Origin of the sequence: Paraburkholderia sp. SECH4, from assembly GCF_030511745.1 — a bacterium.
In the GTDB taxonomy this organism is placed as follows: Bacteria; Pseudomonadota; Gammaproteobacteria; order Burkholderiales; family Burkholderiaceae; genus Paraburkholderia; species Paraburkholderia madseniana.
Genome location: NZ_JALOCP010000019.1, coordinates 107,966 through 120,235, shown reverse-complemented (window position 1 = coordinate 120,235; position 12,270 = coordinate 107,966). Strand labels below are relative to the sequence as shown.

The 12,270-nt window shown below is 60.8% G+C and carries 13 protein-coding genes; 4 read left to right on the top strand and 9 right to left on the bottom strand.

Annotated elements, in window-relative coordinates:
• Nucleotides 1-416 precede the first annotated feature (416 nt).
• The 5 genes from M0D67_RS24280 to M0D67_RS24260 form a co-directional block, all read right to left on the bottom strand.
• Nucleotides 417-902, bottom strand: a complete 486-nt coding sequence (locus tag M0D67_RS24280) for a hypothetical protein (RefSeq protein ID WP_266239938.1) — start codon at nucleotides 900-902, stop codon at nucleotides 417-419.
• A gap of 22 nt (nucleotides 903-924) precedes the next feature.
• On the bottom strand, nucleotides 925-1,734 hold the full coding sequence (locus M0D67_RS24275; protein ID WP_266239937.1) for an H-NS family nucleoid-associated regulatory protein: 810 nt from the start codon (nucleotides 1,732-1,734) through the stop codon (nucleotides 925-927).
• A 179-nt stretch (nucleotides 1,735-1,913) separates the two neighbouring features.
• Nucleotides 1,914-2,252, bottom strand: coding sequence for a hypothetical protein (locus M0D67_RS24270; protein ID WP_115776790.1), 339 nt, complete (start codon nucleotides 2,250-2,252; stop codon nucleotides 1,914-1,916).
• 311 nt (nucleotides 2,253-2,563) lie between these two features.
• Nucleotides 2,564-3,637 carry a DUF6765 family protein gene (locus M0D67_RS24265; RefSeq protein WP_308112590.1) on the bottom strand — a complete coding sequence of 358 codons (1,074 nt, stop codon included), beginning with the start codon at nucleotides 3,635-3,637 and terminating at the stop codon, nucleotides 2,564-2,566.
• 134 nt (nucleotides 3,638-3,771) lie between these two features.
• Nucleotides 3,772-3,951 carry a MipA/OmpV family protein gene (locus M0D67_RS24260; RefSeq protein ID WP_266239931.1) on the bottom strand — a complete coding sequence of 60 codons (180 nt, stop codon included), beginning with the start codon at nucleotides 3,949-3,951 and terminating at the stop codon, nucleotides 3,772-3,774.
• An 80-nt stretch (nucleotides 3,952-4,031) separates the two neighbouring features.
• On the opposite strand from M0D67_RS24260, the gene M0D67_RS24255 reads away from it, so the two are divergent.
• Nucleotides 4,032-4,262, top strand: a complete 231-nt coding sequence (locus M0D67_RS24255; protein WP_171928257.1) for a DUF2964 family protein — start codon at nucleotides 4,032-4,034, stop codon at nucleotides 4,260-4,262.
• 183 nt (nucleotides 4,263-4,445) lie between these two features.
• Here M0D67_RS24255 and M0D67_RS24250 read toward each other — a convergent pair whose 3' ends face one another.
• The 3 genes from M0D67_RS24250 to M0D67_RS24240 form a co-directional block, all read right to left on the bottom strand.
• Entirely contained in the window at nucleotides 4,446-4,793 is a 348-nt protein-coding gene (locus M0D67_RS24250) for an FKBP-type peptidyl-prolyl cis-trans isomerase (RefSeq protein WP_233465191.1), read from the bottom strand.
• Nucleotides 4,794-5,015: 222 nt separating this feature from the next.
• The gene (locus M0D67_RS24245) at nucleotides 5,016-5,882 is read right to left on the bottom strand and encodes a carbon-nitrogen hydrolase family protein (protein WP_266239928.1); all 867 of its coding nucleotides are present in this window, start codon (nucleotides 5,880-5,882) and stop codon (nucleotides 5,016-5,018) included.
• 89 nt (nucleotides 5,883-5,971) lie between these two features.
• On the bottom strand, nucleotides 5,972-7,219 hold the full coding sequence (locus M0D67_RS24240) for a hypothetical protein (protein WP_266239926.1): 1,248 nt from the start codon (nucleotides 7,217-7,219) through the stop codon (nucleotides 5,972-5,974).
• Nucleotides 7,220-8,404: 1,185 nt separating this feature from the next.
• Here M0D67_RS24240 and M0D67_RS24235 point away from each other — a divergent pair.
• The gene (locus M0D67_RS24235) at nucleotides 8,405-8,617 is read left to right on the top strand and encodes an SDR family NAD(P)-dependent oxidoreductase (RefSeq protein ID WP_308112589.1); all 213 of its coding nucleotides are present in this window, start codon (nucleotides 8,405-8,407) and stop codon (nucleotides 8,615-8,617) included.
• A gap of 38 nt (nucleotides 8,618-8,655) precedes the next feature.
• On the opposite strand, the gene M0D67_RS24230 is transcribed toward M0D67_RS24235, so the two are convergent.
• Nucleotides 8,656-9,642, bottom strand: coding sequence for a zinc-dependent alcohol dehydrogenase family protein (locus tag M0D67_RS24230; protein ID WP_266239999.1), 987 nt, complete (start codon nucleotides 9,640-9,642; stop codon nucleotides 8,656-8,658).
• 423 nt (nucleotides 9,643-10,065) lie between these two features.
• On the opposite strand from M0D67_RS24230, the gene M0D67_RS24225 reads away from it, so the two are divergent.
• Nucleotides 10,066-11,454: an FAD-binding oxidoreductase gene (locus tag M0D67_RS24225; protein WP_266239924.1), complete on the top strand. Its 1,389-nt coding sequence runs from the start codon at nucleotides 10,066-10,068 to the stop codon at nucleotides 11,452-11,454.
• 219 nt (nucleotides 11,455-11,673) lie between these two features.
• Entirely contained in the window at nucleotides 11,674-12,264 is a 591-nt protein-coding gene (locus M0D67_RS24220) for a YSC84-related protein (RefSeq protein WP_266239923.1), read from the top strand.
• Nucleotides 12,265-12,270 lie beyond the last annotated feature (6 nt).

Sequence of the window (12,270 nt, the reverse complement as noted above, 5' to 3'; positions counted from 1 at the left end):
CTTTACGCCGGCAAATCCGATCCGCGACGACCGCTGCTGCACCGAAAACACGTACCACTCGACGTGATACCCGCCTGCTCTTCGTGACGCGCGCCTGAACTCAGGTCCGCTTCAATCGAGCGTTCGATGCCTCGTAATATATTTATATGTAATTTCGAATGCGCTGCTTCAATCTCTGCGGCACGCCATTCGTTGACGCCAGTCTGCCCTCACTGCGTGAAGACTTCATGTCAATATACGATGACGGAAAGCTTTTTAACATGTTTCAAAAATAAAAGCTAAAAAAAGTCATTGAGCATATGTTCGAATTTGGCGGGAAAATGTTATTGAAAGGAAACAGCAGCGCGTTGCGCAGTCATCGCGTCGCCGCTGCGTAGCCAGCAGCGACGCGAACTTCCCGATGTGCGTTGACAACACTAACGGACCAGCGAGAAGGCTTCCCGGCAGGCGATCTCACCTGCGCCATACACGCCGACCACCGTATAGTCCGACGCCACGCATTCGAACGTCGCGCCCTGAAACGTGATGACGAAATGGCGTTGTACGGGACCGGGCGACGTAGCGGCCGAAATCTCAGCGGCCAGCGACGAATTCATGACTTCGTGAACCGAGTACCCACTGAGCCCTTGCGACGCGAGTGGATGGATCTCGAGATCGACATCGCCGGGCGGCCCGAGCCGATGAAACACGGCGTCGGGAAATAGCACCGTGCAAAATGGATCGTCGTCGGAATCGAATGGTCCGAACCGTTCGAAGTCGGATTCAGCAATCGGATAAGCCAGAATCACCCGGCGGTCGCTGGCGACAATGAATGGTTCGGCGGCATCGGCTGCCGGATGAGGAACGGAGTCCAGCAGGACGACATGGTCCTCCTGCTGGGGTACTTCTAGCATGCTGGTCATCTACTTCACGACTCCGTTGCGCTCACACGCCGGCTTGTACCGTCGAGGTTTGCGGCGCTGCGGCAACGCTCGTCGCGCCGGCTTTGCCTTTACCACCCGTCTTGCGGCCCGGTGCTTTCCTGGCCGTTGCGGTTTTCTTCACGGCAGTCTTCCTTACCGCGGCTTTCTTCGCAGCGGGCTTGGCCGCGCTTTTCTTTGCCGCAGCCTTTTTAGTCGCCGCAGTACCCTTCTTCCCAGCCGCTTTGGACGCCACTGCCTTTTTCGCCGTGACGGTTTTTTGGGCGGCGACATTGCTGGTGGCCGCAGCGCTATCGATCAGAAATTTGGTGCGATCCTTGACCGTGGCGAGCCATGCCGGCGCCGGGCCGCGTCCGCTCCAGGTCGCACCGGTTTTCGGATTGAGGTACTTGGGCGGCTGCGCGCCTTTAGGCTGGCCTTTACTTTTGCCTTTGGGAGTCACCGCTGCCTTTGCCGCGGACTTCAGTTCGCTTGCGCCTTCAATCAGGAATTGAGTCCGGTCTTTCACGGCAGCAATCCAGGCCGGTGCACGCCCGTGACCTGTCCATGTCGCGCCGGTTTTATGGTCGCGGTACTTCGGCAGCGACTTACCCGCGCTGACTGCTTTTACCTTGCCACCTGCAGCATGACCATTCAAGGCGCGCGCGGCGCGTCTCGCCTTTGCCTTTGCTTCGATATCTGCGGTAGTGAGGCCGTGCTTGAGCATCAGGTCGCGAATCTGGTCGACCGCGGCTTGTGCTTTCCTGGCAATAAGGACGTCAGCTTGCGCCTGGAGTTTCTTAAGCTTCGCCTGGATTTGCTCTAACGTGGGCATTTGATTGCTCCTTATGTGGTAATCGATCGCACTATGCCATGAATAGCGCGAGAAAGGCAGATCTACGCGCCTATAAGGGCATCAGGTTTACGCGGGAGCGCATCGCGTGGAGTACGAACCTTTCGCGTCCTGTACCCGATAGCCGCATTCTTTAGCTTTTCCCATTGCGAGCCAATCGCTTAAGTCGGCGTAAAAACGACAACCTGGCGATCGGCGATATACCGCACGCTGCGCACGAACCGGTACTGTTGATCGTCGGCGGTTATCCGGTTGAGTCCCAGCTGCGTCAATGCGAGCATCTCGTCGGCCTGGAAAGCGGCCACTACGCCGTGATCCGTCAAATCCTCCAGCGTGCCGGACGGATTGCCGACATAAATACTGCGCACCTGCGTGCCGATCCGCATCAGAACCACGCTTTCTCCCTCGTCGAGCGCCAGTTCGAGATAGGCCGCAAGCGTTCGTAATGAATCCGGCGTGCAAGCCTGAGCCTGATAGATTGCAGCATTCGATGGCGTCATTTCTATTTCCCCGTCACCTATGTCAAGAGAAGCCGGCCGCCGTGCAATGCGGCAATAGTCGCTTCTACTATAGGCAAGCATCCGGAGATTCAAAGGGCGGCAGTTCATTTTTTTGCCGGTAACCCCACGTTACCAATCTCGCAGCGCTGTTTCACCTGCGTCCGGACTGTCCTTCTACCGCCACGGCGAGTGGCGCGAACGCCGCGAATGGCGTGAACGTGAATGGCGTCGCGAGCAATGGCGCGAGCACGAATGGCATGGACGCGGCCGCTGGGGCGGCTATTGAAATGACGCGCAAAAGCGCCCTCTTTTCACGCGATCCGTAGACCGCGAGTCGGCAGAATCTCCTGCGTAATCACAAAACGGTGCTCTTTGACGGCGTCGTGAAAGCGCCGGTAATCACTTTTCTCAAAGACGTCGCTCCACCGGGGGCGGTCCCCGCTGTCGTCGTCGGACTGCAAACCGGTGGCTTTATATTTCCAGGAGCCGAGCCCCTTGGCTACATAGTCCGGAATCGACTCTGACAGGCCTGGAATGGCGTCGGTTTTCAGCGCTTCGCAAATGATCTGCAGGCGCTTGTTGTCGTCGAGATTCCGATTGGTATCGAGAAGCTTCGTGAGCGCGGCTTTGACATCTTCCGGCAAGCCGGGCTGGGATTCAAAATCTTCCCGTCCCGCGACATAGGCGCGCACCGCGCGGCAAGTCATCTCGGCCGCCTGCATGAACTCCGGCAGATTGTGCCTTTTGACGCGCTCATTTCTGCCGTCGATGTAATGCCATTTCGCCCACGGCTGATCGGGATAATGCAAAGCGGCCCCATGACCGACGGGCAGTGCAAGCGTCAGTACATCTTCCTCGACGTGTTGGACCAGATGCCGCGTGGCGCGGGTAAGACGGGCAAGCCAGCCTTCCCGCGTGCAATCTTCCGCCTCCAGCATATGAACGCGGTTCATCGGGCTTTCGATACCGGCGAAGCCCTGGTGAGCCCACGTATCGACGTACGCGTGCAGCGTCACGCCCAAGCGGTGCAATGCCGTGTCCGTGCCCCGCTGCCGGATCGCGCGGCGCACCACCTCGCGAGCAACAGCGCTATCCGGCCGGCACACCGCCTTCTCTTCAAGCGTCTCCCCCTCACCGGCAGGCAGAAAATGAAATGGCGTCCACACCAGACGGTTCTGGTCGTCTTCCGTGTTGGTGTAGTCGAATAGCTTGTGCGCCGTGGCAAAGCGCTCAAAAGTCTCGCCGCCCGCAAAACGCAGTATTCCTGAAGTGGTCGCATCGTCGACATACTGGCAGGCATGGGCCACCGTGAGCGCCTCAGCGGGCGCCATCCCGCCGGTACGGGCGACGATATAGACCACCCCGTAGTGAAAATCGATATTCATGGCAAACGCTCCTGACGCGCGACGAATGACGGCTAGATCTTCCGCAATGCGCAAAGCAGCGATTGCAGTGTCGCCGCACGCGCAGAGGGTAAACGACCGAGTGCAACAGGACTTTAAAAAGAACGCGACTACTTTTAGCGGAACGCATACGCCACGCCTACCCCATACGTAATCTGATTGCGCGTGCCGCGCTGCGTGACGACCGGACTTTCGGCGGCCGAGCCCGTCAATCGCTGATAGTAGATCATCGCTGCGCCGAACCAGTTTTTGTTGAACTGGTAGATCGTGGCGCCCCAACTGGTGATCTGTTCCATGCCGAAACGGCATCCTTTGTCGCATTGTCTCTCATGCGAATCTTCGGACCACCTGAACACCGGTGAAAAAGGATACTGCAATGAAACTCAAGGAGTGGAGAGAAGGTGCAAGTCCGGAGCGGCGTAGCCTGATACGCAGCAAGCTTCACGTATTGCTGGCCACTATCGGTACGCTTTCTTTCGTAGTCGGCATTGGAGTGGCCATCAACGGCGGCCTTGAATTCAATCGTACCAAAGTCTTCGTCGGCGTCGGCATTATCGTCGTGTCCACTATTGTGTATGTGTCGATGCTATTCGCGCCAGCCGAGTAAGGCGAGAACTTCTGTTCTTTTAGAGAATCCAGTCGATCGACTACACGTCAGGTTCAGTCACCACGAGAGTGGCTCGATTTCTATCACAGACAGATTTCAGTGGGCAAATGCAGTGCCCGGAAAAAGAAAAACCCCGCTTCGATCTCCCGAGCGGGGTTCAGTCTCAGCGCACTTCGCGCGGTATTACTTGACGATACCTACGAGTTCGACTTCAAACGTCAGGTCGCTATTCGGCGGAATCGGGCCAACTCCGCGCTCGCCATAGGCCGTGGCCGACGGGCAGGTCAGCTTGGCCTTCTCGCCGACCTTCATTTTTTGCACGCCTTGCGTCCAGCACGGAATCACGCGATTAAGCGGGAAAGTTGCCGGACCGCCATGTTTGGCCGAGCTATCGAACTCGGTGCCGTTAGCGAGCGTGCCGCGATAGTTGACCTTGACGACATCGTCTGCGGCCGGCTGGGCACCGGTGCCCTGCGTAAGATGTTCAACGATTACGCCGGAAGGCAGTTTCTCAGTGGTGGAAGCGGCCATCGCCGTGGAAGAAAGAACAGCCGCGGCGACCAAAGCAACGATAGATTTCAAGGCGAGTCTCCAGGTGGGTAGTGCGTGCCATTGTAGCGGATGACATGTTGCATGCCACCGACCGCCGATGCTGGGCAATCACAGCCGCAAAGGCAGTTGAGCGGCAGGGCCCGTGGCACAGAGAATGCTACTCCTGACGAGCGACACGTAGGGCCGCCACCGCGCGTGCGGTTAATCCAGTCGGCGCACCACGTACTCACCCGCCGTCTCAACCGCGTGCGTCTTGAAGTCCGCAAGCACTGTTTCGCGCTCACGGACATCGGCCAGCACAGCCGGGTCGAGTAGCGCGGTAATCACTTCCTCCCGATCGCGGCTCGCTTCCTTCAGCACGTCGCCATAGGGGCCCCAGATCGCGCTCGCACCGCACGTTCCCCAACCGCCGGTGATGCCGACGTGATTCGACAAGAGTACGTACAGGGTGTTGTCGAAAGCACGCGCGGGAAACCAGATGCGCGACTGGTGATAGCCAGTCTTCACGCTGAAGAGCGCGCTCACCAGATAAGCGTGCGCGCCGTTCACAGCGGCGTTGCGCGCGTGCTCAGGAAAACCGGAGTCGTAGCACACGCCGAGCGCGAGCCGCCATCCGTCGATCTCCAGCATGCAGCCTTGCGTGCCGGGTCGGTAAGTCTTCGTTTCGCTGCTGTAGAGATGCTGTTTGTGATACGGCTCGCCCAGCTCGCCGGAATGGTTGAAGATCAGCGACGAAATATGAAGGGCGTCCACGCTGCCTATGCTACGTGTTGCCGCACCGACGACTACGACGATCCCACGCTCGCGGCAAACCTCCCGAATCGGTTCGAGCCGCGCGTCGTGTTCGTCGAAGGCGTATTTCGCGGGGTCGCCGGCAATCAGGTCAGGCTCGTAGCCGCTTAGAAATTTCTCGGGAAAGACCACCAGTTTCGCGCCGTGGTCGGCTGCAACGCCGGTCAGTTCGACCGTTCTGGCAATGTTCGCCGTGACGTCGCCGGAAACCGGTTGCGCTTGCGCCGCCGCAATTCGCAAAGGTGCTTGCGGCAGCGAGGCCTGTTTGTTATTCAACGCGGACTCCGTTCTGAATGGACTGTTGCGGTGTGCACGCCGGCGGCTGGCTTTGGCGTTTTACGCGGTGAGCGAGACCCGGCATTTAATCATGGACGGCACTCTATCAGGCGGACGCTGTTTGTGTTTTCGTGGATCGCGTCGGGCGGATGTTTTTCGAACTTAAGAAGGCAGGTGATTGAAGCGGCGCGGGCGGCCGTTTGTCGGCCGCCCGCGCGCTGAGGGTTGCAAGACGCGTTAGTGGCCGTGGCCGCCGCCGTAACCGCCACCATGGCCGCCACTGCCGCCGAAGCCTCCACCGAAACCGCCGCCATGGCCCTGGCCGCTGCTGCCTTTGCCGCCGTCGCCTTTGCCGCCGTTGCTATGACCACCGTCGCCATGGCTGCCATCTCCATGACTGCCGTCACCATGGCCACCATCTCCGTGGCCGCCGTCGCCATGGCCACCGTCTCCATGACCACCGTCGCCATGGCCACCGTCGCCATGGCCGCCGTTGCCATGACCACCGTCACCATGGCCGCCATCGCCATGACCACCATCCCCATGGCCGCCGTTGCCATGACCGCCATCTCCATGGCCGCCATCGCCATGGCCACCGTCACCATGACCGCCGTCGCCGTGGCCGCCGTTGCCGTGACCACCATCGCCATGACCGCCGTCACCATGACCGCCGTCGCCGTGGCCGCCGTTGCCATGACCACCGTCACCATGGCCGCCATCGCCGTGGCCGCCGTCGCCGTGACCACCATCGCCATGACCGCCGTCACCATGACCGCCATTGCCATGGCCACCGTCGCCATGACCGCCATCTCCATGGCCACCGTCACCGTGGCCACCGTCGCCATGACCGCCATCGCCGTGGCCGCCGTCACCGTGACCGCCATCGCCATGACCACCATCCCCGTGGCCGCCGTCACCATGACCACCGTCGCCGTGGCCGCCATCGCCGTGGCCGCCACCATTTCCGCCAGTTCCACCACCGCCTGTTCCACCACTACCTGTCCCACCACTACCCGTCCCACCACTACCCGTCCCACCGCTTCCCGTCCCACCACTTCCCGTCCCGCCACTTCCCGTCCCACCGCTGCCTGTTCCACCACTTCCCGTCCCGCCGCTGCCCGTCCCACCACTTCCCGTCCCACCACTTCCCGTCCCGCCGCTGCCTGTCCCACCACTTCCTGTCCCACCGCTTCCCGTCCCACCACTGCCTGTCCCACCACTGCCTGTCCCACCACTGCCTGTCCCACCACTGCCCGTCCCACCACTGCCTGTCCCACCACTTCCCGTCCCACCACTGCCTTTCCCACCACTTCCCGTTCCACCACTTCCCGTTCCACCACCCGTCCCGCCCTTTCCTCCACCGCCGCTCCCTACACTTCCGGCGCCGAGTCCCACCGCGCCGGACGTCGAGCCGCCTCCGCTACCGTTAGCGCCCGCTCCAGTCGACGAAGTCCCGCTGCCATTGCTGCTCTGCGAGCCCGACGCCGATGTAGACCCCAGCCCCGCAGCCACTGCCACTCCACTTCCGCCGAACGCCCGCAGCCCACCGTCATCCTGCTTGCAGCCGAGCGTGTCGAATAGCGGGCAATCGATCGGCAATACCTGCGAAACCGTCAGCTTCGTCGAACTTGCGGACTGCGCCACAGGTTCAGCCGGGCTCGTTTGAGCGCCCGCCATCGCCGCATAAAGACTCACAGCAATCGCCAATACCGCTTTGCTTGTCCCCAACGTCCGCGCGTCCCCGTTTTTCTTTTTCATTTCATTCTCCTAACCATATAATTCGAAAGACAGATCCAGATAACGAGTGAATCTCTGTTCGCTGTTAAAAATGAAACTTCAAAGCCCAGTCGGCATTGCCAGGCACCGCACGAAAAGCGCGCGACTCCCGGCATCGCATCCGCAGATACTCCCGGTCCGATTTGACGTGATCCGGGAGAAGCGACTGGCTGTGCGCGAACAAAGGTTTGAAAAGAGCACAGCAGGGGCCCGATGGAAGTTGAAGTTATGCGGAGCGTCATCCAATGACCGTGCGTTACCCCACGCAATGCGAGATTGCTGGCCTGTTTCCGATTAATTGCGCTGCACGACTGTCAAAGATCGTCAATTACCGTTTTTAACAGCGTCGGAAATCCTCATCTCCAGATACGCAGTCCAAACTATTATTTTTACTTCAAGTCCGGCTCGCCTAATCAGATGATTCGAACAGCCGCAAACAAACTATTTACCCAGGAGTGAGCAGTTTCGGTGGAGATACATGGACCGTGACGCGAACAATTGTTTTGCCTATGTGTTTGTCCGGACACAAAAGAGAATTTACAAAGACGGGAGTGAGCGCAATCACACAGACAGTACTACGGTGCGCGACCCATCACTCGGCCAAACGAAGCGCGCCTCGTCGCGGACATCGACCGGCGCTCGGCGTCCGCGCCATCGTTATCCGTGCGCCACCCCACTAAGCGAGCGAGAAAACCGAATCAGGCGACAACAGGAAGATCGCAACCTCATCGACAACAGGAAGAGAAATGCTTTTATCCGAACAATGCGTGCTGGTAACCGGCGGCGCTCGTGGACTCGGTGCCGCGATCACACGCGCACTGGTACGCGAAGGCGCCGGCGTCGTGGTGAATTACTGTAAGAGCGAAACGCTGGCTCACGCGCTGAGAGACGAATTCGGCGATCGTGTCCTGCCGATCCAGGCGGATCTGATCGTGGACGGCGGCCTCGTGAAGGGTTAATCCAAAAGCGCGCAGCAACGCTGCGCTCAGCGTTCCGCTCAACTGACCTCGACCACAACTTTGCCTCGCGCGCTACCGTCGGCCAGTGCTTCATACGCAAGCTGCGCGGTGCCCAGATCAAAGCGCCGCGCGTCGAGGCGAGGCGCAAGCCTGTTTTCTTCGGCAAGCCGCGCGGCCACACGCAGCATCTCGCCGTGATGCGCGCGGCCTTTCCCGGAAAGCAACGCATGCAGCGTGAACACGCCCGAGTAGGTGGCTTCGCGAAACGACAGCGGCGCTAGCGCATGCGTGCCCCACCCGAGCGCGCTCACCACATGGCCGAAATGCCTCACGGCGACAAACGATGCGTCGAGCGTCGTCCCGCCGACGGTATCGACAACCAGGTCGAAACCCACGCCATCCGTCGCAGACTGGACATATTGCTCGACCGACTGTGCACGGTAATCGATCGGTCTGGCGCCGAGCGCCTCCACCACGCTGCGGTCGCGCTCGCTCACTGTCGTAAAGACCTTCGCACCCAGCGCGAGCGCCAACTGCACAGAGACGTATCCGACTCCCCCTGCCCCGCCATGCACGAGCACCGTTTGCCCTGCCTGCAGATGCGCGCGATCGACAATGCCCGAGTACGCCGTGATGAAAGCAAGCGGCAGCGCAGCGGCTTCGCGCATTGAGAGATTGGACGGTTTCAAGGCCAGCAGATCCGCATCGACAGATGCGTATTGCGCCAGCGAACCTTGCAGGCCGCCCACGCCCCCCGTCATTCCGTACACCTGATCACCCGCCTTGAACCTGTCGACACCGGCGCCCATTGCCTCGACGACGCCGGCCATGTCGATCCCCAGCACCGCCGGCAAGGGATGTTTCGCGTGCCCGGCGGCGCCGGCGCGAATTTTTGTGTCGAGCGGATTGAGGCCGCTCGCGGCGATTCGCACCAGCACCTCACCCCGCGCAGGCTCGGGGCGCGGTAGTTCGGTCAGTTCGAGCGGGCCGTTGTGCTGCCTGAGAACAAGAGCTTGCATGGACATCACGCCTCCCCAGCGATTGATCGTGAACGAGTCGATACGGGCATATTCCTCCGTGCGAAGCCGCATGTAAATCGACACGTCCGCAAGGTACGCAAACGAAAATTCCACCGTTCGCCCACCAAAGTGTCGCTGCGCAGCCACCACCGCGGCGCACAACCAACACTTCCTCTCGCAGTCTTTTCCCGAAGTATTTCCACCATACACAGCGGCGACGACAGCCATGACTCGTGCCGCAGCGCACGGACACTTGCCGTACGTGCTTTCGCGCGGTGTCGATCGCGGACGCGGGTTTACCTTCGTTTGACTTAAGGAAGCAGGGCCGTTTACTGGACGCAACTTGAACCTGTCCAGACGCTTTCAATTTGCTTTGTGCAGCTCAATGGTGTTTCGAGAGCGTCTCCCATTAATGTCTGGAGGTGTGTCATGGTAAGCGTGTCCAGCAGCGCCGCAGAAGAACTCAAAGCCGCGATTCGAGGCGAACTGTTGCGGCCCGGAGACGCGGGTTTCGACGAGGCCCGCAGCATCTGGAATGCAATGATCGACCGGCATCCGGCGCTGATTCTGCGCTGCGCCGGCGTGGCCGACGTGCGCCGCGGCGTAGCCTTCGCGCGCGACAACAATCTGCCGCTGGCGGTGCATAGCGGCGGCCATAACATCGCCGGCACCGCGCTATGCGACGACGGCCTCGTGATCGATCTGTCGCCGATGAAATCCGTATTCATCGATCCGGTCGCGCAGCGCGCGTATGTCGAGCCTGGTGCTACGCTCGGCGATTTCGACCACGAAGCACAAGCATTCGGACTCGCCACGCCACTTGGCATCAACTCGACCACTGGCGTGGCAGGTCTGACGCTAGGGGGCGGCTTCGGCTGGCTGAGCCGCAGATACGGCATGACCGTCGACAATCTGATTTCAGCAGACGTGGTCACCGCCGACGGGGAGTTGCTGCACGCAAGCGCGGACTCGCACGACGATCTGTTCTGGGCGATTCGCGGCGGCGGCGGCAATTTCGGCGTCGTGACGCGTTTCGAGTTCGCGCTGCACCCGGTCGGGCCGCTCGTGTACGGCGGCCTCGTCGTGCTGCCGATCGACCAGGCGAAAAATGCCCTGCTCAAGTACCGCACGGCTGCAGAACAGATGCCTGAGGAGCTGAGCGTATGGGCCGTTTTACGGCTTGCGCCACCGCTGCCGTTCCTGCCGCCCGAAGTGCACGGCAAACCGGTCATCGTATTCGCGATGTGCTACTCGGGCCCCATCGAAAACGGGCCGTCCGTGGTGGAGGCCGTACGCGGCTTCGGCACACCGGTCGGCGAACATCTCGGGCCGATGCCGTACGCCATGTGGCAACAGGCGTTCGATCCACTGCTCACGCCGGGCGCTCGTAACTACTGGAAGTCGCACAATCTCGACAAAATATCGGATGGTCTCATCGATGCGCTGCTCGATGCGATCGGCAAGCTGCCGTCACCGCAATGCGAAATCTTCTTCGGGCAGATCGGCGCGCAGACGAGCCGCGTGCCGGTCGAAGCCACGGCCTATTCGAGCCGCGACACGCAATACGCCATGAACGTGCACGGCCGTTGGGACGACGCGAGCGATGACGAGCGCTGCATTGCCTGGGCGCGCGCTTTCTTCGACGCAGCCGCACCGTTCGCGCTAGGCAGCGTGTACGTCAACTTCATGACGCAGGAGGAAGGCGGCCGGGTGGCTGACGCGTATGGGCCAAACTACGAGCGTCTCGGCGCCGTGAAGAACCGCTACGACCCTGACAACCTGTTCCGCCACAATCAGAATATCCGCCCGGCGGCCTAGAAATCGAGGGGGAAGTTGAGGGGGGAAGCGGAGTTGAGCGCCGTGAATCCCCGCGCGAACGTCAGCGCATGACAGTTGTCTATACACAGGCCGCGGCGTCAGGCACGCTAAATGCTGATTGGCAGGCATACGGGCTGCCGACGTACGCATGTGCCGAAGTCACGGCACTCACTGTCACACAAGAAAACGCAATCTTCACTACGCACCAGGAGAACAATCATGCGCAGACGACAATTCATCATGACCACGAGCGCCGCTTTGGCTACGGCGGGTTTTGGCCTCGCCGGCTGCACGACCACGTCGCCATCCTCGAGCGCGTCTGAGTCGGCGAACGCCGGCAAGCGCGACACGATCAACGCCGGCGTCGATTCCACCTTGTCGCGTCTCTACGCGAACGTCACCGGCTCGCGTGAACTGGTCGGCAAGGCGCAAGGCGTGCTGGTGTTCCCGTCGGTAATTTCCGCGGGCTTCTGGGTTGGCGCGCAATATGGCGAAGGCGCGTTGCGCGTGGCCGGACGCACAACGGGCTACTACAGCACTGTCGCGGGTTCGTTCGGTTTGCAGATCGGCGCCCAGTCCAAGGCGCTGGTCTTCCTGTTCATGACGCAAGGGGCGCTCGACACATTCCTCAGCAGCCAGGGATGGGCAGCAGGCGCCGATGCAACGGTTGCCGTGCTGAAGGTCGGTGCGAACGGCGCGATCGATACGTCGACCGCCACCAGCCCGGTCGAAGCGTTTGTGCTGACGAACGGCGGCTTGATGGCAGGGGTGTCGCTCGAAGGCACCAAGGTCTCACGTCTGATCATCTGAGCGAAC